General features: G+C 66.0%; 22 protein-coding genes. 16 read left to right on the top strand and 6 right to left on the bottom strand.

The window, feature by feature from the left end; translation table 11 throughout:
- Nucleotides 1–51: 51 nt before the first annotated feature.
- Nucleotides 52–2,136: a CoA-binding protein gene (locus pbN1_RS01780; RefSeq protein ID WP_169202150.1), complete on the top strand. Its 2,085-nt coding sequence runs from the start codon at nt 52–54 to the stop codon at nt 2,134–2,136.
- Nucleotides 2,137–2,213: 77 nt separating this feature from the next.
- Complete coding sequence (locus pbN1_RS01775) at nt 2,214–2,624, top strand: thioesterase family protein (RefSeq protein ID WP_169117896.1); 411 nt, start codon at nt 2,214–2,216, stop codon at nt 2,622–2,624.
- 155 nt (nt 2,625–2,779) lie between these two features.
- Here the strand turns inward: pbN1_RS01775 and pbN1_RS01770 are convergent, their stop codons facing one another.
- Together pbN1_RS01770 and pbN1_RS01765 are read right to left on the bottom strand one after the other, a co-directional pair.
- Nucleotides 2,780–4,456, bottom strand: a complete 1,677-nt coding sequence (locus tag pbN1_RS01770) for an ATP-binding protein (RefSeq protein ID WP_169117895.1) — start codon at nt 4,454–4,456, stop codon at nt 2,780–2,782.
- The gene (locus tag pbN1_RS01765; protein WP_244857110.1) at nt 4,453–5,709 is read right to left on the bottom strand and encodes a cyclic di-GMP phosphodiesterase; all 1,257 of its coding nucleotides are present in this window, start codon (nt 5,707–5,709) and stop codon (nt 4,453–4,455) included. The genes pbN1_RS01770 and pbN1_RS01765 overlap by 4 nt, the downstream gene beginning before the upstream one ends.
- 196 nt (nt 5,710–5,905) lie before the next feature.
- Here pbN1_RS01765 and tadA point away from each other — a divergent pair, with 196 nt between their 5' ends.
- Nucleotides 5,906–6,370: a tRNA adenosine(34) deaminase TadA gene (tadA, locus tag pbN1_RS01760; RefSeq protein ID WP_169202148.1), complete on the top strand. Its 465-nt coding sequence runs from the start codon at nt 5,906–5,908 to the stop codon at nt 6,368–6,370.
- The gene (locus pbN1_RS01755; RefSeq protein WP_425305748.1) at nt 6,367–6,855 is read left to right on the top strand and encodes a L,D-transpeptidase; all 489 of its coding nucleotides are present in this window, start codon (nt 6,367–6,369) and stop codon (nt 6,853–6,855) included. The genes tadA and pbN1_RS01755 overlap by 4 nt, the downstream gene beginning before the upstream one ends.
- 52 nt (nt 6,856–6,907) lie before the next feature.
- Here the strand turns inward: pbN1_RS01755 and pbN1_RS01750 are convergent, their stop codons facing one another.
- The 3 genes from pbN1_RS01750 to ygfZ are packed head-to-tail and all read right to left on the bottom strand — an operon-like array spanning nt 6,908 to nt 9,036.
- Complete coding sequence (locus tag pbN1_RS01750) at nt 6,908–7,702, bottom strand: NRDE family protein (protein WP_169202147.1); 795 nt, start codon at nt 7,700–7,702, stop codon at nt 6,908–6,910.
- A complete protein-coding gene (locus pbN1_RS01745) occupies nt 7,693–8,001 on the bottom strand; it encodes a DUF4936 family protein (protein WP_169202146.1) in 309 nt (102 codons plus the stop codon). Before pbN1_RS01745 ends, pbN1_RS01750 begins: the two co-directional genes overlap by 10 nt.
- A 3-nt stretch (nt 8,002–8,004) precedes the next feature.
- On the bottom strand, nt 8,005–9,036 hold the full coding sequence (gene ygfZ / locus pbN1_RS01740; RefSeq protein ID WP_169202145.1) for a CAF17-like 4Fe-4S cluster assembly/insertion protein YgfZ: 1,032 nt from the start codon (nt 9,034–9,036) through the stop codon (nt 8,005–8,007).
- 112 nt (nt 9,037–9,148) lie between these two features.
- Between ygfZ and mltG the strand changes: the two genes are divergently transcribed.
- From mltG to pbN1_RS01690, 10 genes are all read left to right on the top strand, one after another.
- The gene (gene mltG, locus pbN1_RS01735) at nt 9,149–10,150 is read left to right on the top strand and encodes an endolytic transglycosylase MltG (RefSeq protein WP_169202144.1); all 1,002 of its coding nucleotides are present in this window, start codon (nt 9,149–9,151) and stop codon (nt 10,148–10,150) included.
- The gene (tmk, locus tag pbN1_RS01730) at nt 10,147–10,779 is read left to right on the top strand and encodes a dTMP kinase (RefSeq protein WP_169202143.1); all 633 of its coding nucleotides are present in this window, start codon (nt 10,147–10,149) and stop codon (nt 10,777–10,779) included. Before mltG ends, tmk begins: the two co-directional genes overlap by 4 nt.
- On the top strand, nt 10,776–11,831 hold the full coding sequence (gene holB / locus pbN1_RS01725) for a DNA polymerase III subunit delta' (protein WP_168953578.1): 1,056 nt from the start codon (nt 10,776–10,778) through the stop codon (nt 11,829–11,831). The genes tmk and holB overlap by 4 nt, the downstream gene beginning before the upstream one ends.
- Entirely contained in the window at nt 11,828–12,190 is a 363-nt protein-coding gene (locus tag pbN1_RS01720) for a PilZ domain-containing protein (protein WP_169202142.1), read from the top strand. Before holB ends, pbN1_RS01720 begins: the two co-directional genes overlap by 4 nt.
- Before the next feature lie 18 nt (nt 12,191–12,208).
- On the top strand, nt 12,209–12,982 hold the full coding sequence (locus pbN1_RS01715) for a TatD family hydrolase (RefSeq protein ID WP_169202141.1): 774 nt from the start codon (nt 12,209–12,211) through the stop codon (nt 12,980–12,982).
- A gap of 4 nt (nt 12,983–12,986) precedes the next feature.
- Nucleotides 12,987–13,658 carry an ankyrin repeat domain-containing protein gene (locus pbN1_RS01710; RefSeq protein ID WP_169202140.1) on the top strand — a complete coding sequence of 224 codons (672 nt, stop codon included), beginning with the start codon at nt 12,987–12,989 and terminating at the stop codon, nt 13,656–13,658.
- Between the two features lie 157 nt (nt 13,659–13,815).
- Entirely contained in the window at nt 13,816–15,159 is a 1,344-nt protein-coding gene (gene gdhA, locus pbN1_RS01705) for an NADP-specific glutamate dehydrogenase (RefSeq protein WP_169202139.1), read from the top strand.
- Nucleotides 15,160–15,343: 184 nt separating this feature from the next.
- Nucleotides 15,344–16,516 (top strand): M20 aminoacylase family protein, encoded by a 1,173-nt coding sequence (locus tag pbN1_RS01700; protein WP_169202138.1) that lies wholly within the window; start codon nt 15,344–15,346, stop codon nt 16,514–16,516.
- 28 nt (nt 16,517–16,544) lie between these two features.
- Entirely contained in the window at nt 16,545–19,040 is a 2,496-nt protein-coding gene (locus tag pbN1_RS01695) for an ABC transporter permease (protein ID WP_169202137.1), read from the top strand.
- A 162-nt stretch (nt 19,041–19,202) separates the two neighbouring features.
- On the top strand, nt 19,203–20,408 hold the full coding sequence (locus pbN1_RS01690) for a DNA recombination protein RmuC (protein WP_169202136.1): 1,206 nt from the start codon (nt 19,203–19,205) through the stop codon (nt 20,406–20,408).
- 31 nt (nt 20,409–20,439) lie between these two features.
- On the opposite strand, the gene moaA is transcribed toward pbN1_RS01690, so the two are convergent.
- Nucleotides 20,440–21,519, bottom strand: a complete 1,080-nt coding sequence (moaA, locus tag pbN1_RS01685) for a GTP 3',8-cyclase MoaA (protein WP_169202135.1) — start codon at nt 21,517–21,519, stop codon at nt 20,440–20,442.
- Nucleotides 21,520–21,809: 290 nt separating this feature from the next.
- Between moaA and pbN1_RS01680 the strand changes: the two genes are divergently transcribed.
- Together pbN1_RS01680 and pbN1_RS01675 are read left to right on the top strand one after the other, a co-directional pair.
- Entirely contained in the window at nt 21,810–22,094 is a 285-nt protein-coding gene (locus pbN1_RS01680) for a hypothetical protein (protein ID WP_169202134.1), read from the top strand.
- Nucleotides 22,095–22,197: 103 nt separating this feature from the next.
- The gene (locus tag pbN1_RS01675) at nt 22,198–24,618 is read left to right on the top strand and encodes a Lon protease family protein (RefSeq protein WP_169202133.1); all 2,421 of its coding nucleotides are present in this window, start codon (nt 22,198–22,200) and stop codon (nt 24,616–24,618) included.
- Nucleotides 24,619–24,825 lie beyond the last annotated feature (207 nt).

The following is a 24,825-nucleotide window of genomic DNA, read 5'->3' as shown; positions in this document are numbered from 1 at the left end:
TTCCAACAAAAGCCGTGCGGCAAGCCGCGGGGCGATAACGGAGACAGCACAGTGAACGATCGGTCGACCTTCAATCCGGGCGCGACGGTGAACGCCGTGGCCGGAGAGCTGTTCAAGCAGGCGGCATCGGAAGGGCGCGACGCGCTCAACGCCGCGGAACTCGAAAAGTTCGTTGCGAGCTTCGGCGCCGCGTTGGCCGAGGGGACGCCGGGCGGCGTCGATCTTCGCATCGAATTGAACAACACGCGCGAGTTCGGCATCGTTATCACCGCAGGGCAGGGCGGCATCGATGCGCAGCTCGACCGCGACAATTTCCGCAAGGACCGCGCGAGCGTTTCAGCCTCGGTCGAACTGACCGACGCCGCCGACTTTCTCGGCCTGTTCCGGCGCACGCTCGCGTACCGGAAGATGGCAGCGCTGGCACAGCGTGACGGACGCCGTCCGCCGGACCAGGTGCTCGAATTCTGCTTCGGCCTGATGCTCGGCCTCGCGCGCGAGTATTCCGCGGCCAACCCGCAGGCGCCGTTCGTGCTGCGCACGCTCGAACTCGACTCGGTGCAGTTCAACAAGAAGCCGACCGTCGGCAGCGCCCGCTTCGAGTTCGGCGCCCCGGTCGCGGGCCGCCTGCCGCGTCCGGTGCACAAGATCGACAAGCTCATCCATCCCCAGTCGATCGGCATCATCGGCGTGTCGGCGACGAGCATGAATTTCGGCCGCATCATCCTGAAGAACCTGATGGGCAGCGGCTATCCGAAGGAAAAACTGACGATCCTGCGCCCCGGCGAGACCGAGATCGACGGCGTGCGCTGCGTCGAGAGCCTCAAGGCGCTCGACCACAAGCTCGACCTCTTGATCGTCGCGGTTGCTGCCGATGCGGTGTACGGCCTCGTCGACGAGATCATCGAAACCGACGCGGTCGAGTCGGTGATGCTGATTCCCGGCAGCCTCGGCGAGACGGCGAAGAGCAGGGAACCGGCCGCGGCGCTCGCGGCGCGCATCAATGCGGCACACGGCAGACCCGACGGCGGGCCGATCTTCCTCGGCGCGAACTGCCTCGGCGTGGTGTCGCATCCGGGCGGCTACGATTCCTGGTTCATCCCGCTCGAGCGCCTGCCCAAACCGCAGAAAAAGCCCGAACGCAACTCGGTGATGCTGAGCCAGAGCGGCGCGTTCATGATCACGCGGCTGTCGCAGAATCCGTGGCTCGACCCGCGCTTCATGCTCGCCCTCGGCAACCAGACCGACCTGACGCACGGCGACATGCTCGGTTTCTTCGCCGAACGGCCGGATATCGAGACGATCGGCGTCTACATCGAAGGCTTCAAGGACGGCGACGGACTCGATTTCGCCAAGGCGGTACGCAAGGCGGTCGTCAGCGGCAAGCAGGTCGTCGTCTACAAGTCCGGCCGCACCGAAGCCGGTGCCGGCGGCGTCATGGGCCATACGGCTTCCATCGCCGGCGATCCGGTGCTGTTCGAGTCGGTGCTGCGCCAGGCCGGAGCGATCGTCGCGGACGACTTCAACACGTTCGACGATCTCTTCTACATTGCCGGAGCGCTGCATCACAAAACCGTCGGCAAACGCATCGGGGCGATCAGCGGCGCCGGTTTCGAGGCCGTCGGCATGGCCGATTCGATCGTCTCCGAGACTTTCGCGCTGGACATGGGCGTGCTCGAGGACGCGACCGTCAAACGCGTCGAGGAGATCCTTGCCGCGAAGCGGCTCGACGCGCTGGTCGAAGTGCGCAACCCGATCGACATCAATCCCGGCGCTGACGACGAGGCGCACCTGCTGATCACGCAGGCCTTCCTCGACGACCCGAACATCGACGCGGTCGTCGTCGGTCTCGACCCGACCGCGCCCTCGATCCGCGCCCTCGAATCGAGCACGCTGCGCCCCGGCTTCGACCTGTCGGACCCGAAGGGCACGGTCCATCTGATGCCGCCGCTGGTCGAACGCAACGACAAGCCGGTGATCGGCATCGTCGACGGCGGCGTCCTCTACGATGCGATGGCTGCCCGCCTGATGGATCAGGGCGTGTGCGTGTTCCGCAACTGCGGGCGCGGCACCCGGGCGCTGGTCCGCTACGTCGAGGCTCGCCTCAACGCGGACGCCATCAAGAACCGCAATCAGTAAGCCTTGGCTGAAAAAGCGGCAGCCCTCCATCCGGGACGGCTGCCTTTGGAAAACATGCAACAACTGGAGGAAATCAAATGAGCGAGACTCTGAAAGCCGGCCTGACCTCGACGCGGCGTTACGACATCGATGCCGGTCGCACGATCGGATTCATGGGCGACGATTGCCGCGTCTACTCGACGCCGAGCCTGCTGTACGACATCGAAGTCGTCTGCCGCGACCTGCTGCTCGAAAATATCGAGCCGGGCAAGGATTCGGTCGGCACGCGCGTCGAACTCGACCACGTCGGTGCGACCTTGCTCGGCATGTGGATCGAGATCACCGTGACCGTGACCGAAGTCAATGGCCCGGCCGTGACGTTCGAGTTCACCGCGCGCGACGCGCTCGAGGAAGTCGCCCGTGGCAAGCACAGCCGCTTCGTCGTCGGCGCCGAGAAGACCGCGCAGCGGCTGAAGGCGAAACTCGCCAAGGCGCTGGCTGCGGCGTAATACCTTAAGCATTGCGGCAAGCGCCGCGCTGCCGGATGCGGCAGCGCGGTCGCCGCCCGCCTACGGCAGGGACCGGCCGCTGGTCCCTGCCCCCTCCCGAATCCTCCGTGCCAGCCCCGGCGCACCGGCGAAAGCCCGCGGTTTCCGCTCTTTCGCTACCCGTGAGCCTTGTGACCGGCGCTTGCGTCGCGTGGCAGCACGACCCTGAAAGTCGATCCGGTACCGACTTCGCTCCGGACTTCGATACGGCCGCCATGCTTGTGTACGATTCCGTATGAAAGCGACAGGCCCAGCCCGGTGCCTCTGCCGACCGCCTTGGTCGTGAAAAAGGGTTCGAAGATCCGCCCGACGTGCTCCGGCTTGATGCCCTTGCCGGTGTCTTCCACTTCCACCCAGACGTTCTGCTCGTCGTGCCCCGTGCGCAGCGTGATCCGGCCGCGATTCTCGATCGCGTGCGCCGCGTTGATCAGCAGGTTCATGAACACCTGGTTGAGCTGCGACGGGAAACATTCGATCTGCGGAAGATTGCTGTATTCCTTGACCACCTCGGCCTTGTACTTGAGTTCGTTCCACACGACGTTCAGCGTGCTCTCGAGCCCCGTCTCCAGGTTTGCCCACTCCCGCTCCGATCGGTCGACGTGCGAGAAGTCCTTCAGGTCCTGCACGATGCGTTTGACTCGCTGCAGTCCGTCGAGGGACTCGCTCAGCAGGCTGCCGATGTCCTCGCTCAGGTAAGCGGCATCCACTTCCTTCTTCAACTGGTCGAGATCCTGGAGCTTGTCCGGAGCCAGCGTGTCTTCGAGCTGCTCGTAGGCCGCCAGCAGCTTCAACATATCGCTGGCGTACCTCTGCAAGGTGCCGAGATTGGAGTTTACAAACGCTATGGGATTGTTGATCTCGTGCGCGACACCGGCTGCGAGCTGGCCGATGGAGGCCATCTTTTCTGACTGCAGCAGCTGGTTTTGCGCTTCTTCGAGCTTCCTGATCAGCACCTCCTGACGCATCTTCTCGGCCAGCAGCGTCGCGTTCGCTGTTTCCAGTTCCGCGGTCCGCTCCCGCACGCGTTCTTCCAGCCTGTCGCGCGAGTCGCGCAGCGCCTCTTCGGCATGCGTGCGCTGGGTGATGTCGTTGTAGCCGAACACGCGGCCGACGATGCGCTCGCCAAGATATTGCGGGCGCGACTTGCATTCGAAAACCCGGCCGTCTCCGAGCCGCAGGAGATCCTCGGTTTCGCTGCTGTCGACGATCGCCTGCAGGCGTGCGCGACAGCTTTCCGACTCGACGACGTGCTCCGCCATGAACTCGATGATCGCCGCGTCGTTGCGCTCGAGCAGCAAGTCGTCAGGGATGTTCCACATCGTGCTGAACAGCCGGTTCATGCTCGCGATGCGACCGTGCCCGTCGATCACGAGGATTCCGTTGCCGGTCGATTCGAGCGTTGCCCTGAGCTGCGACAAGGTCTGTTCCAGCGCGTCCTCGACCTTGCGCTCGTTCTGAACGTCCCTCGCCTGCACCAGCAGCAGGGGCGCCCCGCCGTGGTCGACGACCCGGACGGACTTGATGACGTTCAGCATCGACGCATCGGCGCAGTGATAGAGCCCTTCATGGCCCTCGATCTCGCGATACTGGCCGTTGCGCACGTCTTCCCAGTAGAAAACGTCCTGCAGCGAGCTTTCGATGTCGGTGATCGTCATCGCGAGCAGCTCTTCGCCGGAATATCCGAGCGTCTGCGCGGTGATCCGGTTGGCCATGACGATCCCCAGATGGACTGGTTCGACGAGCAGCATCATGTGCGGGCTGTGATCGAGCATCAACTGCGGAAGGCTGTTCATGTCGCGACCGATTCCTGACCAGGTTTGCCTGCGTCGAAGTAATAGCTCACCCGCTTGCGCGGACTGAGGTAGTTGTAGATTTCTCCCGGTACCTGCGCAGGCCTGATGGCCCGCGCGATATTCAGATCCGGTTCGCGCACCAGATCGACGAGGATCGCGTCGTCCTTCGGGATGTTCGCATCGTAGATCACGATCATCGGCTTCATCGGCGCGGCGGTATTGACGGTGGCGACCATCGCGATCACGCCGTTGGACAGCTGCACGATCGTTCCCGGCGGATAGACGCCGAGGCAACGGATGAATATCTGCAGCAGCTTCGGATCGAACTTGTTGCGCAGCTTGGCGAACATCACCGACAGCGCCTCGTGCGGCGTCATCGCGTCGATGATATCGACGGGATTGCACAGCTCGTCGTAATAGTTGGCGATGGCGACAATGCGCGATAGCAGTCCGATCGATTCGCCCTTGAGTTTCTTCGGGTAGCCGGTACCGTCGAACAGCTCGTGATGCTCCCGGATGATCGCCAGGACCGGCGGGACGAGGTGCAACCGCTGGCCTATTTCAACGCCGTATTGACAATGCATTTCATACAGATGGCGTTCGGCCTGGGTCAGCGGCTCGGTCTTCAGCAGGATCCTGTTCGGGATTTCCCTGCGGCCGATATCGTGGAACAGCGCGCCCATGCCCAGCACGCCGACGACCGCCTGGGGCAGGCGGATATCGCGCGCGACCATCATCGACAGCATCGTGACGTTCAAGGAATGAAAATAAAGTTCCTCGCCGCCCATCTTGTCGCCCATCACGTGGATCGCGAGTTCCGGCGCGCAAAGTATCGATTCGGCGATCTGCGTCACCAGTTGCGTCGCCTGCTGCACGGTTTCGGCGGGCCGGGACAGCAGGTTTTTCTCGATGTCGCGGATGGCCTTGGCTGAATTGATAAACGCGCTCTCGATGCGTGCGGCGGCTTCGCGCTGGGCTTTTATCCGCTCCATCAATGCGCGTTTGGCCTGGAGCGCGGGGGCCAGATCGGGCTTGGCCTCCGCGACGGCTGCGGAGGGGGCTTGCTGTGGCGCGCCCTGGAGCGGCGGGCTGATGTCGCTGAGGGACGGGTTGTAGCGGACCGTCTTCAGACCGAGGCTGCGAATGGTCCTGATCTGCTCCTCGGTTTTGATCTTGAAATGGCTGAATGCAAAGGGATGCTCGAACCAGCTGACATCGAGAACGACGTACAGCCCGACCCGGAGTTGATCCATGGTGACACTGGAATTATCTGACATCGATGACGACGGCCTGAATGTTGCCGGGCGGGGAAGATGGGGAGCAGGACGCAAACCGCGCCATCGTATTGTCCCCGCCGCGATTATTCAACTTCGCCAGCCAACCGGGGCACGCTGTCGTGGCGCTGCGCAGGCGCGCTCCAGTAAACTGTGGGGCGAGGAGATGAGTTCGATGAGTGACGAAGATTTCATGCGTGCGGCGCTGGAGCAGGCGCGAATGGCGGGGGCGTGCGACGAGGTGCCGGTCGGCGCGGTCGTCGTGCTCGACGGCGAGATCGTCGGCCGCGGCTTCAACCAGCCGATCGGGCGCAACGATCCGAGCGCGCACGCCGAAGTGATGGCGTTGCGCGACGCGGGCGAGCGGCTCGGAAACTACCGCTTCCCCGGCTGCGAACTGTTCGTCACGCTCGAACCGTGCGCGATGTGCAGCGGCGCGATCATGCATGCGCGGGTTACGCGGATCGTGTTCGGCGCCCGCGATCCGAAGACGGGCGTTGCCGGCAGCGTCATCGACCTTTTTGCCGAGCGGCGGCTGAATCATCACGCGGAGGTCGCGGGCGGCGTGCTCGCCGACGAATGCGGCCGCCTGCTGTCGGGGTTCTTCGCGGCCCGGCGCGGGCGTACTCTCATCGCGTGACGATCGTGCACATCCGTATCAGCATCGCCAGGCAGCGGCTGTTTCTGTTCGGACCGGACGGTGCATGCATCCGGTGCTATCCGGTATCGACCGGCGAAAAGGGTGCAGGCGAAATTCGGGACAGCGGCTGCACGCCGCGCGGTCTCCACCGCATTCGTGCCAGGATCGGCGCCAACGCGCCGACGGGCGCGGTATTTCGTGGACGGCGTCCGACCGGCGAAGTCTGGTCGCCCGGTTTGGCTGCGCAGCATCCCGGCCGCGACTGGATCCTGTCCCGCATCCTGTGGCTGTGCGGTTGCGAGCCGGGTCGCAACCGGCTCGGCAACGTCGATTCGATGCGCCGCTATATCTACATTCATGGCACGCCGGACGACGAGCCGATGGGCGTGCCGCGTTCGCACGGCTGCATCCGCATGCGCAACCGGGACATCATCGAGCTGTTCGAACTCGTCCCGGCCGGCACCGCCGTCGAGATCGTCGAGTAGGGCAGCCCTGCGGCACGCGGCGATTCGGCAGGCATGGCGCGTCTGCTGCCACTCAGCGTGCAACGGGAGTGCGTAAGGTAAAGCGGTGCCGCACCTCGCTCGCGAATTCGCCCTGGTCATCCCACGTCCATTCGACGAATCTCACGTCGCCGTCGCGCCGCATCGTGATCACGGTGGAGCAGCGCGTGCCGTAACCCGGCGCGCGGATGAAGGCGGGCGACAGCCAGCGCTCCCACTCTGCGCTGACGCCCGTCTCCGGCAGGTGGCTGTCGGGCGCCGCAGCGACGTCGCGCAACAGCGGGAGGAACGCGTCCTCTTCGTCTTCGGGCAGGCGGGCGAGGGCGGTGGAGAAGCGCTGGCGGGCGAGCCGGACCTTGGGCCACGGCGTATCGAGGAGATGGTTCGACAGCCCGTAGATGCCCGCTTCGAGCAGCCGTATGGCGCCGGTGGTGCTTTCATGGATGCCCAGATGTGGACCGTCGCTGACGAGCATGTTGAACGCAGCGTAGCCCGGACTGACCGCAGCAATGCGGCGCAGGGTTGCCTGGGCGTTGGCATTGGCGTTGTCGGCGGCAGTGAGGCAGTCGCGCACGAGAATGCCGCGCGACGGCGCGCCCGGCCGGTGCAGCGTCGGGTCGCGATAATTCGTCAATGCCGCGAAGCGTCCGCTGCGCGTGACCCCCATCCACGTCCCGCCGCCCTCGAGATCCCGGCCGGCGAGCAGATCCGGCGCGTCGCTCCACCAGTGGGCGGGCACTGCGGGACGAGCGAGGAACTCGTCGCGGTTCGCGGCCACGACGAGCGGGTAGTCGGGGTGAGCCTGCCAGCCGATGACGATCAGGCACATTCGATGAAACGTTCGAGGTGCCTGGCCGAACCGGGCTCGATCAGGTCGGCGAGCCGATGCGCTTCGGTCTCGGCACCGAGCGCGGCTTCGAAGGCGGCCGGATCGGCAACGGATTCGTAGATCTCCATCCACGTCGCGTCGTCGCCGCGACGCTCCATCAGCCGGCCCGACACCATCGTGCGGGCGGCAATCGCGGCCTGCATCGCGCGCACGTTCGCATGCGCGTCATCGCGGTCGACGCCGGCGCGAATGCGGTAGTAGATGAAGTAATGGATGCGCGCAGTTTCGCTGATGACCATCGTTCAGGGCAGGGCGTAAGGAAGTTCGAGAAAGGAAAGCCGCGGACCGACGAGGCTTCCGAGATGCACGTCGCCGGACTCGGCGCAGCTGGTCTGCATGACCGCGAGCGCCTCGAACCCGCCTGCGGGGGAGGGCGCGACGTTGACCAGCTTGCCCGCGGACTGGTTGCCGAACTCCGGCGCGAAGACGTCGGCGCCCGGCAGCGGCGCCGCGCCATCGGCAACCCGGACATGGTACATGCGCTTCTTGAGCTTCCCGAGGTACTGCGTCCGCGCGACGATCTCCTGACCGGGGTAGCAGCCTTTCTGGAAACTGACGCCGCCGATGATTTCATAGTTGAGCATTTGCGCGACGAATTCTTCCTGCGTCGGAACGGTGATCAGAGGCACCCCGGCGCGGATCATCGCGAGCTGCCACGCCGCGGTGCCGGCCTTCGTGGCGCCCGCCGCGAGCAGCGCGCCGAATGCCCCCGGGGCCTCGGCGACGGGAAGTGCGACGAGAAAGTTGTTGTCGTCGAGGCGAATGCAGCGCGTGTCTCCTGCCGCGGCCTGCGTCATCGCGGTGGTCGGCACGGCGAGCCCGGTGCGCGCGAGCACCTGGGCCGCGTCGCTGCCGCTGATGCCCACGAGCGCCGTTTCGGCTGCGCCATCGGCGAGCTTGACCTTGCTGCGCAGCACGTACATCGACAGCTTCTTCAGCAGCGCCGGCTGGAGGTCGGCGGACATCACGAGCGCGTGACCGTCGGCTTCTTTCCACAGCAGGATGCTGGCGAGCATCCTGCCCTTCGGCGAATTGAAGCTGTTCCACTGCGCGCCATCGGCCGAGAGGTTCTTGACGTCGTTCGAGAACAGGTTGTGCAGGAAGGGCGCGGAGTCTTCGCCGCGGCTGCGGATCATCCCGAGATGCACGAGCGGCACGGCGACGGTGGCAGGCGGCGCAAGTCCGGCGTCCGGGGTATCGAAACGGATGCCGGCGCTTTCGATCGTGGCGCCTTCCGCGATGAGAAAATCGGTCCAGGTCGTATTCGTATTCATGTCGTTAAGCCGGAGTCGGAGAATGCGATGAAGTATTATAGGGTCCGCTCGCCGCAAGCGGTCGCCGGCGAATCGCCTCCGACACGCCGAGGTCCAATTATTTCACTATCGCATGAAGTCGCTGCTCCTCCGATTGTTCCTCGTCGTCGCACTCGGCGCTGCAGCGAGTCTCGCCGCCGCGTGGTGGTATGTCACGCGTCCGCTGCCGCTCGCCCGGCCGGTCGTCGACTTCACGGTGCAGCGCGGATTTACGATGCGCGAGGCGGCTGCGGCGATCGCCAATGCGGGCGTCGACGTGAATCCGCGCGTGCTGTACTGGATCGCGCGGCTCACGGGCAAGGCCGACCGCATTCTCGCGGGCAGCTACGAAGTCCACGCCGGGATCACGCCGTGGCTGCTGATCCTCAAGCTGTCGAGCGGCGATGTGTCGCAGGCTGAACTGCGCCTCGTCGAGGGCTGGAATTTCCGCCAGGTACGGGCCGCACTCGAAGCAAACCCCGACCTGATCCAGGATACCGCGGGCCTGTCGGAGGCGGAGATCCTGCAGCGCATCGGCGCGACGGAATCCCACCCTGAAGGGCTGTTCTTTCCTGATACCTATCTTTTCGACAAGCAGTCGAGCGCCCTGGCGCTGCTCGCCCGCACCTATCGGGCGATGCACGAACGACTGGCGCAGGCGTGGGAGACGCGAAATCCCGATCTGCCTCTCGCGTCGCCATACGAAGCGCTGATTCTCGCCTCGATCGTCGAGAAGGAAACGGGTCGCGCGGAAGATCGCGCGCTGATTGCGTCGGTTTTCGTCAATCGTCTGCGCAACGGCATGCGTTTGCAGACTGATCCCGCCGTGATCTACGGCCAGGGCAGCGCGTTCGACGGGAATCTGCGCAAGCGCGACCTCGAAAGCGATCACGCCTACAACACTTATACGCGCGCCGGACTTCCGCCGACCCCGATCGCGATGCCGGGACTCGACGCGCTGCTGGCCGCGGTCAGGCCGCCGACGACCGATTACCTTTATTTCGTCTCTCGCGGTGACGGCACGAGCGAGTTTTCGACGAATCTGAACGACCATAACAAGGCCGTGAGTCAATACCAGCGGAGAACGGGAAGTTGAGCGGATCGCAGGCGCAGGCACGTTTCATCACGTTCGAAGGCATAGACGGGGCGGGCAAGAGCAGCCAGATCGCGGCCGTCGTCGCGCTGCTCGAGGGGCGCGGCCTGTGCATCGAACAGACCCGTGAACCCGGCGGCACGGCGCTCGGCGAGCGATTGCGCGAGCTGCTCCTGCACGAGCCGATGCACCTCGAGACCGAAGCGATGCTGATGTTCGCCGCGCGCCGCGAGCATCTCGCCGCGCGCATCCTGCCGGCACTCGCGGCCGGGCGGTGGGTCGTGTCGGACCGCTTTTCGGATGCCACCTATGCGTACCAGGTGGGCGGGCGCGGCCTCGACCCGGCGAAGTTCGCAGCGCTCGAGGCGTGGGTGCATCCGGGCTTCCAGCCCGACCTGACGCTCGTCTTCGATCTGCCGCCGGAGGTCGCCGCCGCGCGGCTCGCAAAAGGCGGTGCAGAACCCGATCGCTTCGAGCGCGAGCAGCGCGATTTCTTCGAGCGGGTGCGCGCCGCGTACCTCGAACGGGCGCGTATGGCGCCCGGGCGGATCCGGATCATCGATGCCGGAGGTACGGCCGAATCGATCCGCGCCGAGGTCGAGGCGATCGTCGAGGAGTGTTGCCTGCGATGATCCACCCGTGGCTGCAGGAAACCTGGCAGCGGCTCGTCGCGCTCGGTGAACGCCTGCCGCACGCGCTGCTGTTCGTCGGGCCGGCGGGACTCGGCAAGCGCGATCTGGCCGACGCGCTGGCGGCGCGGCTGCTGTGTGCGACGCCTCGCCCGGACGGCTGCGCCTGCGACCGGTGCACGACTTGCCAGCTGCGCCGCTCGGGCAACCACCCCGATCTCTTCATGATCGTGCCCGCTGCCGATATGGAAGCCGGCGACGAGGGCAGGGAAGGCGGGGAACGCGATGTCGGGTCGGCAAAGAAGAAGTCCACGCAGATCGTCATCGAGCAGATCCGCGACCTGCAGCAATCGCTGTCGGTGACCGGCCACCAGAGCGGCCGGCGCGTCATCGTCGTCGATCCGGCCGACGCGATGAACCCGTATACCGCTAACGCGCTGCTGAAGCTGCTCGAAGAGCCTCCCGCCGGTTGCCTGTTCGTGCTCGTGTCGTCGGCTCCGCGCCGCCTGCTGCCGACGATCCGCAGCCGCTGCCAGCAGTGGAGCTTTTCACGGCCCGCGGCGGACGTGGTCGGGCAGTGGCTCGGCACGCAGGAAGCGCCGGCAGCGGACCTCCTCGCCCTGACCGGCGGCATGCCGCTTGCAGCGCAGCGGTTGGCCGGGCAGGGCGCCGGCGCGCTGCTTGCCCGTTTCGTGCGCGACGTGGCGCAGTTGCCCGCGGCCGATCCGCTCCAGCTCGCGGGCCAGTGGGACGCCTGGCTGAAATCGAAGGAAGCGCTCGCAGCCGGTTTCGGTATCGTGCAGCTGGTCGAATGGATGCAGCGCTGGGTCACCGATCTCGCGTCGCTGCGCCTCGGTGGCCGCGTGCGGTTCTTTCCCCGCGAGGAAGGGGTGGTGTGCGCGCTGGCGCAGCGCTCGAACGTGGCCGCGGTGCTGAACTGCTACAATGAACTCGCCCGGATTCGCCGGGTCGCACAGCATCCGCTGAATGCCCGACTGATGCTCGAAGACATGCTGCTGCGCTATGCGCGCGCGGTGGCCGGACCCCGATCGTGAGCGAAAGCAAACCGAGCGCCGCACGTCCGAGCGTGTTGTCGCTGAACATCAACTCGAAGTCCGCGCTGTACGCCGCCTATATGCCATTCCTGGCGAACGGCGGCATCTTCGTGCCGACGCCGCGGCCCCACCAGCTCGGCGACGAGGTGTTCATGCTGCTGCAACTGATGGACGACCCGACGAAGCACCCGGTTGCGGGGACCGTCGTATGGATCACGCCGCATGGCGCCCAGGGCGGCCGGACGCAGGGGATCGGCGTGCATTTCAGCGCCGACGATTCGGGACGCGCGCTGCGCGGGCGCATCGAGCAGATCCTCGCCGGGCACCTCGGTTCCAGTCGCCCGACCCACACCCTTTGATTCCGCCCGGTTTCCCCGATGTTCGTCGATTCCCATTGTCATCTCGATTTCCCCGACCTCGCCGCGCGTGAAGACGCCGTGCTCGCGGCGATGGCCGCCAATCGGGTCGGTCATGCGCTGTGCGTGAGCGTGAAGCTCGAAGACTTCCCGCGTGTGCTGGCGCTCGCCGAGCGTCATGCGAATCTCTTCGCCTCGGTCGGCGTTCATCCCGACAACGACGACGTCGAGGAGCCCGACGACGCGCGCCTCGGCACGCTCGCCGATCACCCGAAAGTGGTCGCGATCGGCGAGACGGGCCTCGATTACCACTGGCAGAAGGACGCTCCCGAATGGCAGCGGGCGCGCTTTCGCACCCACATTCGTGCCGCGCGGGCCTGCGGCAAACCGCTGATCATCCATACCCGCTCCGCAGCGGCCGATACGCTGCGCCTGATGCGCGAAGAAGATGCCGCCGGGGCGGGCGGCGTCATGCACTGCTTCACCGAGACGCGCGAGGTGGCCGAAGCGGCGCTCGACCTCGGCTTCTACATTTCCTTCTCCGGCATCGTCACGTTCAGGAACGCGGCCGAGCTCAAGGCGGTCGCGCAGTACGTTCCGCTCGATCGCCTGCTGATCGAAACCGATGCGCCGTATCTCGCGCCGGTACCGCACCGCGGCAAGACCAACGAACCCGCCTGGGTGGTGCACGTCGCCGAAGAGATCGCGCGCTTGCGCAACGAGCCGCTGGAGCGCATCGCCGCGGCAACGACCGAAAATTTCTTCCGCCTGTTCCGCCACGCCCGGAGATCCTGATCCCATGAAGCGAACGATCCTTGCCGCGCTGTTTGCCCTGGCGCTCGGCAGCGCACCCGTCCAGGCCAGCAGCTACGACGATTCGCTGAACGCCGCGCGGCTCGGCGACACCTGGCCGCTGGTACAGCTGCTCAGCCGCGGGCTCGATCCGAACACCGTCGATGAGCAGGGCAATACGCTGCTGATCCTCGCGGCGCGCGAAGGTCACGCGGACACCGTCGCGGCGATTCTCGAATTCCGTCCAAAGCTTGGGCAACGCAACGCGGCGGGCGATTCGGCGTTGATGATGGCGGTGCTCAAGGGCCATGACGAGGTCGTGGACCTGCTCCTCGATGCGGGCGCTCCGGTCAATCACGACGGCTGGACGCCGCTGATGTACGCCGCCTTCGAGGGCCGTGCCGCGATCCTCGAACGCCTGCTTGCGCAGGGTGCGGACGTCAACGCGTTGGCGCCGAACAAGTCGAACGCGCTGATGCTTGCCGCGCGCAACGGGCACGTCGACGTCGTACGCCGGCTGTTGCGCACGGACGTCGATCTCGAGCAGAAGAACGATGCGGGCTTCACGGTCGACAGCTGGGCGCAGGCCAACGGCAACACCGACATCGCCGAATTGGTACGAACCGAGCGCAGCAGGCGCACGAAGGCGTCGCCGGCTCTGCGGATCGAGACCAGATAAGGGTTTTGGCGCGGTTCGTTCGCGATGAAACTGCGAATGCACCAGAATGCGGCGCGTAATGCACGAAAATAGTGCATGGAACGGCAACTTCGAGGAAAATCTCCGTCCGCCCGCGCCTCGCGGGTGTCCGGTCACCTTCCTGACAAAGGCCAATGCAATGCGCTATCAGTCCCTCGAAGAGTTCCTGTCTCATGTAGAACAACGCAACCCCGGTCAGCCCGAGTTCATCCAGGCGGTGGCCGAGGTCATGGAAAGCCTCTGGCCGTTCATCTCCGAACATCCGCGCTATGCCGAACACGGCCTGCTCGACCGTCTCGTGGAGCCGGAGCGCGTCATCCAGTTCCGGGTGTCGTGGGTCGACGACCGCGGCGAAGTGCAGGTCAATCGCGGCTTTCGCATCCAGCACAGTTCCGCGATCGGACCGTTCAAGGGCGGCTTGCGCTTCCACCCCTCGGTGAACCTGTCGGTGTTGAAGTTCCTGGCGTTCGAGCAGACGTTCAAGAATGCGTTGACGACGCTGCCGATGGGCGGCGGCAAGGGCGGCTCCGATTTCGATCCGAAAGGGCGCAGCCCCGGCGAGGTGATGCGTTTTTGCCAGAGTTTCATGACCGAGTTGTATCGGCATGTGGGTTCGGATACCGATGTGCCGGCCGGTGACATCGGCGTCGGGGGGCGCGAGATCGGCTTCCTCGCCGGCATGATGAAGAAGCTGTCGAACAAGGCGAGCTGCGTGTTCACGGGCAAGGGGCTGAGCTTCGGCGGCTCGCTGATCCGTCCGGAGGCCACCGGCTACGGCACCGTCTATTTCGCCGAAGAGATGCTGCGTCACGCCGGCAAGACGATGGCGGGCATGACGGTCTCGGTCTCGGGCTCGGGCAACGTCGCGCAGTACGGCATCGAGAAGGCGATGGCGCTCGGCGCGAAGGTCATCACCGCGTCCGACTCGAGCGGCACCGTCATCGACGAGGCAGGCTTCACAGCCGAAAAGCTCGCGGTGCTGATGGACGTCAAGAACGTCCATTACGGTCGCGTCAGCGAATACGCTGAACGACTCGGCCTGTATTTCGAGGCCGGCAAGCGGCCGTGGCACGTGCCGGTCGACATCGCGTTCCCGTGTGCGACGCAGAACGAGATTGACGGTGACGACGCCGCGATGCTGGTCAGGAACGGCGTGAAATGCGTCGCCGAAGGGGCGAATATGCCGTGCAATGCCGCGGCGGTGCGTGTGTTCGAGCAGAACGGCGTATTGTATGCGCCGGGCAAGGCGAGTAACGCGGGCGGCGTGGCCACTTCCGGGCTGGAGATGAGCCAGAACGCGATGCGCCTGTCGTGGACCCGCGAAGAGGTCGACGGGCGGCTGCTCGAGATCATGCAGGGAATTCACCGCATGTGCCTGCAGTACGGCACCAGGCCCGACGGGACCGTGAGTTACTCCGACGGCGCGAATGTCGCCGGCTTCGTCAAGGTCGCCGACGCGATGCTTTCGCAGGGCGTCATCTGAGGCCCTCGTAACGAAGGGCTGCAACACTTTCCACGGGGAAGGCGACCGGCCTTCCCCGTGGAGGGGGAGCAATTCACGGCTGCGATCGAGGAGACGGCGCCTGGGTTCGACGGCCGGCGCCAGGATCATTACACTCGATGTTTTCGCACTACGTCACTGAAACCCGGCTCACAAGGGGGCAGACATGAGCGTCATCGAATCCATCCGGCCCCGCCTCGCGAAACTGACCGAGATACGCCGCGACCTCCACGCCCATCCCGAGCTCGCGTTCGCCGAACACCGTACCGCCGAGCTGATCGCGCGCCATCTTGAAGCCGCGGGCATCGAAGTCCACCGCGGCCTCGGCAAGACCGGGGTCGTCGGCGTCGTGCGCGGCGGCCGCAGCCTGCGGGCGATCGGCCTGCGCGCCGATATCGACGCGCTGCCGATGCAGGAGCGCAATGAGTTCGCCCACCGTTCCGTGCACGAAGGGTGCATGCACGCCTGCGGGCATGACGGACATGCCACGATGTTGCTCGGTGCGGCCGAGGCGCTCGCGGCGCGACGCGACTTCGACGGCACGGTGTATCTGATTTTCCAGCCTGCCGAGGAGGGCGAAGGGGGCGGGCTGGCGATGATCGAGGACGGCCTGTTCGAACGTTTCCCGATGGAGTCCGTTTTTGGCATGCACAACTGGCCCGGCATGCCCGCCGGACAGTTCGGCGTGCGCAGTGGCCCGGTCATGGCGAGCGCCGACCGTTTCGACATCGATCTGCTCGGCCACGGCGCACACGCGGCGATGCCTCATCTGGGCGCCGACCCGGTGACCGCCGGTGCGGCGCTGGTGCAGGCGATCCAGACCATCGTCAGCCGTACCCTCGATCCGATTGACTCGGCGGTGGTTTCCGTTACGCGGTTCAATGCCGGCGAGGCGTACAACGTGATACCCGACCGCGCCCAGTTGTGCGGCACCGTGCGTGCCTTCAGCGAAGTCGTGCAGGACCGGGTCGAATCGGCGCTGCGGCGCATCTGCGACGGCGTCGCCGCGGCGTGCGATGTGAAAGTCACGCTGGATTATCGCCGCGGCTATCCGCCGACGATAAACAGCGCGGCGGAAGCTGCCGTCTGTGCGGAAGTTGCGAGCGAGCTGGTCGGCTCGGTGAATGTCGCGACCGACGCGCGCCCGAGCATGGGGGCCGAGGACTTCGCGTACTTCCTGCAGCGCAAGCCCGGCTGCTACGTCTGGATCGGCAACGGCGAGGGCGAGGGCGGGTGCATGCTGCACAACCCGACCTACGACTTCAACGACGACATCATCGCGACCGGCGTCGCGTACTGGGTCGAACTGGTGCGCAAAGTGCTGGCGCCGGCGCGGTGAGCGTGCGCAACAGGATCCTCCGGTCGATATGAAAACCATCCGGTTGGCATGGCGCATGATGTTGCGCGACCTGCGCGCGGGCGAGCTGCTCCTGCTCGGGCTCGCCATCGTCATCGCGGTGGCGAGCCTGACGAGCGTCGGTTTCCTTGCCGACCGCGTGTCGCGCGGGCTGGACCGCGAAGCGAACCAGTTGCTCGGGGGCGACCTGTTGCTGCGTGCCGACCGGCCGTGGGAGCGGCAATTCGCGGACGAAGCGCGGCGGCGCGGCCTGCGGACCGCCGAGACGGTGGTATTCACCAGCATGGTGAGCACGGCAGAGGCGGCCCAGCTGGCCGGCGTCAAGGCGGTCGAGGCGGACTATCCGCTGCGCGGCAGCGTGCGCGTCGCGCCCGGTCCGAACCGGCCGGATGCAGTCGCCGAGCGAATGCCGCAGCGCGGCGAAGTATGGCTCGACGAGCGGCTCTTCGCCGCGCTCGGTGTCGCGGTCGGCGACAAAATCGGACTCGGACAGCTCGAGTTCCGCGTCGGCGCCATGGTGAGCTTCGAGTCGGACCGCGGCGCGAATTTCTTCAGCCTGCTGCCGCGCGCGATCTTCAACGCGGCGGACCTGCCCGCAACGGGCCTGTTGATCGCCGGCAGCCGCGCGAGGTGGCGCCTGCATCTGGCCGGCGAGCCGGACGCCGTCGCGGGCTTCGAGCGCTGGGCGCGGCAGCGGCTCGGGCGCGGGCAGGCGGTCGAGAGCATCGAGAATGCGCGCCCCGAGGTGCGCGGCGCGCTCGACCAGGCGCAGCGCTTCCTGCGGCTCGCGGCACTCCTCGCGGTGATCCTCGCCGCGGTCGCGGTCGGCCTCGCGGCGCGCCGCTTCATGCAGCGTCATCTCGATGGCTGCGCGGTGATGCGCTGCCTCGGCGCGGGCCAGGCGCAGGTGCTGTGGATCGTCGTCGGCGAGTTCGTCTTCTTCGGGCTCGTCGCCGCCACGCTCGGCGGCGTGGCCGGCTGGGCAGTGCAGTTCGGGCTCGCGGCGGTGCTCGCTGAAGTGATGGGGGCGGAGCTGCCGGCGCCGTCGCTGTTGCCGTTTGCGCATGGCGTGGCGGTCGGCATGGTGCTGCTGGTCGGCTTCGTGCTGCCGCAACTGCTGCGGCTCGGGAAGGTATCGACGGTGCGCGTGCTGCGGCGAGAAATGGGTGCGGTCGAGCCGGTCAGCGGACTCGCATGGGCGTGCGGGGCCGGCGCGCTGCTCGCGATCATTTTCTGGATTGCCGGCGACCTGAAGCTCGGGGCGACGGTCGCGGCCGGCTTTGTGGCGGCGCTCGGCCTGTTTGCGCTCGCAGCGTGGGGCGTATTGCATGCGATTGCCGGGTCCAGGGGCCGCCGCACGATCCGCCATGGCGGCTGGCGCTACGGGCTCGCGTCGCTCGCGCGGCGCATGGCGGGCAGCGTGATCCAGGCGACCGCGCTCGGGCTGGGCATGACGGCGCTGCTGCTACTGACGCTGGTGCGTACCGATCTGCTCGAGAACTGGCGCGGGATGACGCCGCCGGAGGCGCCGAACCGCTTCATCATCAACATCCAGCCCGATCAGCGCGAAGCGCTCGCGGCGTTCTTCGTGGACCACGGACTCGTTGCCCCCGACATCATGCCGATGATCCGCGGCCGCTTGGTCGCGATCAACGACCGGCCGGTCGATCCGGACGATTTCGTCGATCAGCGCACGAAACGGCTCGCCGAACGGGAATTCAACCTGAGCTACGGCGCCATGCTTCCCGACGGAAATCGGGTCGCGGACGGACGCTGGCACGGCGATCAGCGCGAACCTCAGTTTTCGGTCGAGAAAGGCCTCGCGCAGACTTTCGCGTTGCAGGTCGGCGACCGCGTGCGCTTCGATGTCGCCGGACGCCTCGTCGAGGCACCGATCACGAGCGTGCGCGAGCTCGACTGGAATTCGATGCGCGTCAATTTCTTTTTCATCGCCGCGCCCGGCATGCTCGAAGGCGATCCGGCGAGCCTGATCACGAGCTTTCGTTTGCCGCCCGACAGGTACGCGCTCACGGCCGCGCTGGTGGCCCGCTTCCCGAACCTGTCCGTCATCGACGTCGGCGCGGTCATCGAGCAGGTCCGCTCGATGACCGACAAGCTGGTGCTGATCGTGCAGTTCGTGTTCGGCTTCGCGGTGCTGGCAGGGTTCGTCGTGCTCTACGCTGCGTTGCAATCGACGCACGACGAGCGCGATTACGAACTCGCGGTGCTGCGCACGCTCGGCGCGCGCAACCGCCAGGTGCGGGACGCGCTGCTCGCCGAATTTCTCGTGCTCGGCGGCGTCGCCGGGGCGCTGGCCGGCGTCGGTGCCACGGTGATCGGCTGGGCCCTTGCGCATTACGTGTTCAAGATGGCGTACGTGCCGGCGCCGTGGCCGACCGTGCTCGCGATCGTCATCGGCGCGGGCGGCGTGGTCGCCGGGGGCTGGCTCGGCACGCGCAAGCTGCTCGCGCGCCCGCCGCTCGCGAGCCTGCGCGCGTCGGCGTGATTCCGGCGCCGGCCGTCGGCATCCCTGCGGCGCTTCGGCCGACTATCTGCCGAGGTCCGGTGGCCCTGGCCGATGGTGCCGCCGCGGTTGTCGCAATCGGGCGGGGCGCGTCGAATCATCGTGGCTATAATCCGGCACGATTTCGAACGGAGTGCGGTGCGGATGCCTGAATACATGCTGCCCGGATTGGTGGCCGGACTGATCGTGATCGTCGTCTGGCTGGCGTGGCGCATGCGCCGGCTCGAACAGGATCTTCCCGAGGTGCTCGTCGGCGAAGTCGGCGCCGCGCTCGCCGGGCAGCACCGCGCGATGCTCGGCGACCTGCACGACGGCCTAGCGCGCCAGGCCGACCGGCTGGCGGAACATGCGCGCGCCGATCGCGACCTGCTGCAGCGCGGCTTGGCGGGCGCGTCGGGCCAGCTCGCTGCAAGCATCGAAGCGATGACGCGCAGCGTCGATCGTCGTCTCGAAACCCTGTCCGGCCACGTCAACGAGCGCCTCGACGAAGGCTTTCGCAAGACCAACGAGACGTTCACGAACGTCATGGCACGCCTCGCTACGATCGATGAGGCGCAGAAAAAGATCGACGGTCTGACAACGAACGTCGTCAGCCTGCAGGAACTGCTCGGCGACAAGCGCGCGCGCGGGGCGTTCGGCGAAGTCCAGCTCGAGGCGCTGGTGCGGAACATGCTGCCGCCCGATTCCTACGAATTCCAGCACACGCTGCCGAACAACGCGCGTGTCGATTGCGCGCTGCGCCTGCCCGAGCCGACCGGCCTGGTCGGCGTCGATTCGAAGTTTCCGCTCGAAAACTACCACCGTATGGTCGGCCAAGGCGTTTCCGACATCGACCGCAAGCTCGCGCAGACGGCGTTCCGCGCGGATGTCAGGCGGCATGTGGACGCGATCGCATCGAAATACATCATCCCCGACGTGACTTCCGACGGCGCGGTGATGTTCGTGCCTGCCGAGGCCGTGTTCGCGGAGATCCATGCCCATCATCCGGAGGTCGTCGCCTATGCGCAGGGGCGCCGGGTATGGATCGTGTCGCCGACGACGCTGATGGCGGTGCTGAACACCGCGCGCGCAGTATTGAAGGACGTCGAAACGCGCAAGCAGGTGCACGTCATCAAGGATGCGCTCGGCAAGCTCGCGAAGGACTTTGCGCGCTTCGACGAACGCATGAACGCGCTCGCACGCCACATCGAGCAGGCGAGCAAGGATGTTCAGGACGTGCAGGTCAGCTCGCGCAAGATCACTGCGCATTTCCAGAAGATCGAATCGGCGCAGCTCGACCAGGGTGCCAGTGACGAACTGGTCCCGGTGGTGGTGGCGCCCGCGAGGCGGGCGGAAGGCGGCGCGGGCTGATGGAGGACGGCATGCGTGCCGTCGGTGTGGCTCAGCCGCCGATGTAGGACATCTCGATCTTGCGCAGTCCGGCGGTGTTCGCGGTGCGGATCTCCGAGTAGCGGTCTTCCCGGTTGTGCCACACGCCGGCGATCGTCTGGTCGATCTCGGCATCGGAGACGCCCGCGCGCAACATGTCACGCAGATCGTGCCCGGTCTGTGCGAACAGGCAGGTGTAGAGTTTGCCTTCGGTCGACAGCCGGATGCGCGAGCAGGTCGAGCAGAATGCCTGCGTCACCGACGAGATGACCCCGATCTCCCCGGCGCCATCGCGATAGCGCCAGCGTTCGGCGACTTCGCCGGTGTAGTTCGGATCGACCTGTTCGAGCGGGAAGACCTGGTCGATGCGTTGGATGATTTCACGCGACGGCACGACCGAATCCAGCTTCCAGCCGTTCGAGCTGCCGACGTCCATGAATTCGATGAAGCGCAGGATGTGGCCGCTGCCGCGGAAATGGCGCGCCATCTCGATGACGCCCTGGTCATTGACGCCGCGCTTGACGACCATGTTCACCTTGATCGGTCCGAGCCCCGCATCCTTCGCCGCGGCGATGCCTTCGAGCACCGCCGCGACCGGGAAATCGGCATCGTTCATCAGCCGGAAGGTCGGATCGTCGATCGCGTCGAGGCTGACCGTCACGCGATCGAGGCCCGCGTCCTTCAAGGTCCGCGCCATCTTCGGCAGCAGCACGCCGTTGGTCGTGAGCGTCAGTTCGATGTCGGGAATCTGCGCCAGCATTTCGATGAGATTCTCGACATGCTTGCGCAGCAGCGGCTCGCCCCCGGTGATGCGGATCTTGCGTACGCCGCGTGCTGCAAAGCGGCGGGCGACGCGGGTGATTTCCTCGAACGACAGCAATTCCTTGCGCGGCAGGAACGGGTAGTCGGCACCGAACACCGAGCGTGGCATGCAGTAGATGCAGCGGAAATTGCAGCGGTCGGTGACGGAAATCCTGAGGTCCTGCACTGCCCGGTCCCGGCGATCCTTCAGCGGGCCGTGCGTCGGATAGGCGGTGCCAGGGACGGCCGGTAAAGCGGTCGAAGGGCCTGGCTGGATCGGGATGATTTTCATGTGAGGCGGTTTTCGCTGAGAGCTTTTGGCGATTATCGGGCGCCGAGCCTGCAGATTCCTTGCCCTGGAGCAAGCAGCCAGGATGGCAGCCGATGACTTTATCCATTATCGGCAGCATCAACAGGGCGCGCAAGCCGGCCCGCTCCGGTACCTGAATCCATCGTGTTCCTCCGGGTCTGCGTACTGTGTCACGACGGGTTGCTGGTCCCGGTGGTTCGGAATCGGCTTGTCGGATATAAAGGCGAATTCTGGATTTCAACGGCTGTACGAGGCCGGACGGAGTGGTTCCGATGAGGGGAAGAGTCACCGAGACATCTACCGAAGAGCTCTACGAGCGGTTTCCGCATCTGCGGAAAATCGACCTGGTGTGGGGAAGCCCGGAGTGTCGGAAGTTCCTTTTCATGCTGATGACCGACACGCGCGGCGGTACCCGACAGGGGTTTCCGCGCGAACACGGCGCAACGATCATGTCGCTGCTTCTCGAGCACGACCGGCGTTTTCCACAGTTCGAAAACGAGATCAGCCCCAACAATCACCGCTGGGGGAACGACGTGCGGCGCAGGGATTATGGTTGATCGGCGGCTTGCCGTTCGGGCGGATTGAAGGGGATCATGACGGGAGCTTCGGGCAGGTGGGCCCGAAGCTCCCGTTTCATTTCGGCATCTGGAGAACGACGATATGGCCGATTTCGAGCCGCTGCCTGCGGACCGGCTGCGCGTGGTCTGTGCCCCGGACGTATTCGAATTCGATTCGACAGCCGGTCTCCCCGATCTGCCGGGAGGGCTGGGGCAGGCACGGGCCGAGGACGCGCTGCGTTTCGGTCTTGCGATGCGCCAGCCCGGGTACCATGTTTTCGTTCTCGGTGAATCCGGCACGGGTCGCCATGTCGCCGTGCAGCGGGTGTTGCGCGAATTCGCGGACCAGGGTGAAGTACCCCGGGACCTGTGCTATCTGCACAACTTCGACGATCCGCTGCGCCCGCGGCTGCTGACCCTGCCGGCGGGGCGAGGTGCGATGCTGCGTGCCGACATGCAGGCGTTCATCCGCGAATTGCGGCCGGCGATCGACGCCGCCCTCGACAGCGACACTTACAGCAGCCGCAGCGAATCCTTGCAGGAAGCGCACAAGTCGCGCGAGGAAGCTGCGCTGCGTGAGCTCGGGCAGGCGTGCGCGGCGGAAGGAATTTCACTGCTCCGCACGCCCGAAGGCTTTGTCTTTGCACCCATTCGCGACGGGGAGACGATGTCGCCGGAGGAGTTCGAGGTCTTGCAGCAGCCCGAGCGGGATGCGATCGAGGCCAAGGTCGGCGCCTGGAGCGAGCGGCTCACCGATTTACTTGAGCAATTTCCCGGCTGGCGCAAGGAACTGTACGAGGCAATGAAGCGGGCCGCGCGTGACGCGCTGGCGCCGGCTGTGTCGCACCTGACACGGGGCTTGCGCGAGCGCTACGCAGACCTGGAGCAGGTGGGGAGCTTCCTTTCGGCGATCACCGCCGAATTGCTCGACAGTGGTGACGAGTGGGCTGGCGGGGAAGATGAGGAAGACGTCTCCGAGGACGAGGCGCGGACGCGATTCCACCGTTACCAGATCAACCTCCTCGTCGATCACTCATCGACGCGCGGAGCGCCCGTCGTGTACGAGGACAATCCGGGTTTCGTCAACCTTATCGGCCGCATCGAGCACATCGCGCAGATGGGCACGCTGGTGACGCACTTCAACCTGATCCGTGCCGGGGCGCTGCACCGGGCCTGCGGTGGCTACCTGGTCATCGATGTCGAGCGCCTGCTCGGGCAACCATTTGCGTGGGATGGACTCAAGCGGGTGCTGCGGGGGCGCGAGATCCGCATCGAGCCCCCGGCCGAGGCGCAGGGCTGGACCAGCATCGTGACCCTCGAACCCGAGCCGGTGCCATGCGACATCAAGGTCGTGCTGATCGGCGATCGCGAGCTGTTCTTCCTGCTGACCGAGCACGATCCTGATTTTCCCGAGCTGTTCAAGGTGGCTGCCGATTTCGACGACGATCTGCCGCGAACGGCCGAGAACGTCATGCGTTACGCGCATCTTCTGGCGACGCTCGCACGCACGGCGGGCCTGCTGCCGCTCGACCGGAGCGGCATCGCCGGCATGGTCGAACACGGCGCCCGCGTTGCCGAAGACGGCGGGCGGCTGACGCTGCAGACTCGCCTGCTCGCCGATGTGATGCGCGAGGCCGATTACCATGCGCGCAGCGCGAAGCTGACGATCATCGGGCGTGCGCAGGTCGATCTCGCCGTGGCTTCGCGTGCACGGCGTTATGCGCGCTACTCCGAGCGGGTACTGGAAGCGATGGTCGAGGGGACGACGTTGATTTCGACGTCGGGCGAACGCTGTGGCCAGATCAATGGCCTGGTGATCGTCGACATGGCGGGAGAGCGCTTCGGCCACCCGGTGCGGATCACTGCGACGGCGCGGCTCGGTGAAGGCGACGTCATCGATATCGAACGCGAAATCGAGCTCGGCGGGGCGATCCACTCGAAAGGCGTGCTGATTCTCTCGGCTTTCCTGGCATCCCGCTATGCCCGCCATCAGCCGCTGTCGTTGTCGGCGAGTCTCGTGTTCGAGCAGTCGTACGTGCCCGTCGAAGGCGACTCCGCGTCGCTCGCGGAGCTGTGCGCCCTGCTGTCCGCGCTCGCGCAGGTGCCGATCCGCCAGTCGTTCGGCGTTACCGGATCGGTCAACCAGCTTGGCGAGGTCCAGGTGATCGGCGGCGTGAACGAAAAAATCGAAGGGTTCTTCGACCTCTGCGCGATACGCGGGCTGACCGGGGAGCAGGGCGTCGTGATCCCGTCGGCGAGCGTGCGGCACCTGATGCTGCGCGACGATGTCGTCGAGGCGGCGCGAAACGGACGGTTTCACATCTACAGCGTCGCAACGGTCGATGAAGCGATGACCGTGCTGACGGGGCTGGCCGCCGGCACGCCCGATGCGAAGGGCGTCATGCCGAAGGAGAGCATCAATCGCCGCGTCGCGTCGGCGCTCGCCGCAATGACGGCGGCGAAGCATGCGTTTGCCGAGGGGCCGGGACATACGCACCGCCACCGGAGGCGAAGCGATCATTGAAGCACGGGCCGGCCGTGCTGTCGGCAGGAATCCGAACAGCGAGAAAGGCCGCATCGCTGAGGTCGACGCGCTGACGGATTACGGGCCTGGAAGCATCGCGAATGCACTTAGCGGTTCATCGTGTTGTCAAACGGCCGACGATGGCTCGGCCGATCCGAAAGCCGGTCCACGGCAAATTCGACCTCCCGGCAGGTCCCGGCCCGTTGG

Origin of the sequence: Aromatoleum bremense (assembly GCF_017894365.1) — a bacterium.
GTDB classification, from domain to species: Bacteria; Pseudomonadota; Gammaproteobacteria; order Burkholderiales; family Rhodocyclaceae; genus Aromatoleum; species Aromatoleum bremense.
This window is presented reverse-complemented; position numbering and strand designations above follow the sequence as displayed.

What these genes read in the sequence shown, in the direction of transcription:
- pbN1_RS01775 (WP_169117896.1), top strand. Translation starts at nt 2,214, where the DNA reads ATGAGCGAGACTCTGAAAGCCGGCCTGACCTCGACGCGGCGTTACGAC.
- pbN1_RS01770 (WP_169117895.1), bottom strand. Translation starts at nt 4,456, where the DNA reads ATGAACAGCCTTCCGCAGTTGATGCTCGATCACAGCCCGCACATGATG.
- pbN1_RS01765 (WP_244857110.1), bottom strand. Translation starts at nt 5,709, where the DNA reads ATGGATCAACTCCGGGTCGGGCTGTACGTCGTTCTCGATGTCAGCTGG.
- tadA (WP_169202148.1), top strand. Translation starts at nt 5,906, where the DNA reads ATGAGTGACGAAGATTTCATGCGTGCGGCGCTGGAGCAGGCGCGAATG.
- pbN1_RS01750 (WP_169202147.1), bottom strand. Translation starts at nt 7,702, where the DNA reads ATGTGCCTGATCGTCATCGGCTGGCAGGCTCACCCCGACTACCCGCTC.
- pbN1_RS01745 (WP_169202146.1), bottom strand. Translation starts at nt 8,001, where the DNA reads ATGGTCATCAGCGAAACTGCGCGCATCCATTACTTCATCTACTACCGC.
- ygfZ (WP_169202145.1), bottom strand. Translation starts at nt 9,036, where the DNA reads ATGAATACGAATACGACCTGGACCGATTTTCTCATCGCGGAAGGCGCC.
- mltG (WP_169202144.1), top strand. Translation starts at nt 9,149, where the DNA reads ATGAAGTCGCTGCTCCTCCGATTGTTCCTCGTCGTCGCACTCGGCGCT.
- holB (WP_168953578.1), top strand. Translation starts at nt 10,776, where the DNA reads ATGATCCACCCGTGGCTGCAGGAAACCTGGCAGCGGCTCGTCGCGCTC.
- pbN1_RS01715 (WP_169202141.1), top strand. Translation starts at nt 12,209, where the DNA reads ATGTTCGTCGATTCCCATTGTCATCTCGATTTCCCCGACCTCGCCGCG.
- pbN1_RS01710 (WP_169202140.1), top strand. Translation starts at nt 12,987, where the DNA reads ATGAAGCGAACGATCCTTGCCGCGCTGTTTGCCCTGGCGCTCGGCAGC.
- gdhA (WP_169202139.1), top strand. Translation starts at nt 13,816, where the DNA reads ATGCGCTATCAGTCCCTCGAAGAGTTCCTGTCTCATGTAGAACAACGC.
- pbN1_RS01700 (WP_169202138.1), top strand. Translation starts at nt 15,344, where the DNA reads ATGAGCGTCATCGAATCCATCCGGCCCCGCCTCGCGAAACTGACCGAG.
- pbN1_RS01695 (WP_169202137.1), top strand. Translation starts at nt 16,545, where the DNA reads ATGAAAACCATCCGGTTGGCATGGCGCATGATGTTGCGCGACCTGCGC.
- pbN1_RS01690 (WP_169202136.1), top strand. Translation starts at nt 19,203, where the DNA reads ATGCCTGAATACATGCTGCCCGGATTGGTGGCCGGACTGATCGTGATC.
- moaA (WP_169202135.1), bottom strand. Translation starts at nt 21,519, where the DNA reads ATGAAAATCATCCCGATCCAGCCAGGCCCTTCGACCGCTTTACCGGCC.
- pbN1_RS01680 (WP_169202134.1), top strand. Translation starts at nt 21,810, where the DNA reads ATGAGGGGAAGAGTCACCGAGACATCTACCGAAGAGCTCTACGAGCGG.
- pbN1_RS01675 (WP_169202133.1), top strand. Translation starts at nt 22,198, where the DNA reads ATGGCCGATTTCGAGCCGCTGCCTGCGGACCGGCTGCGCGTGGTCTGT.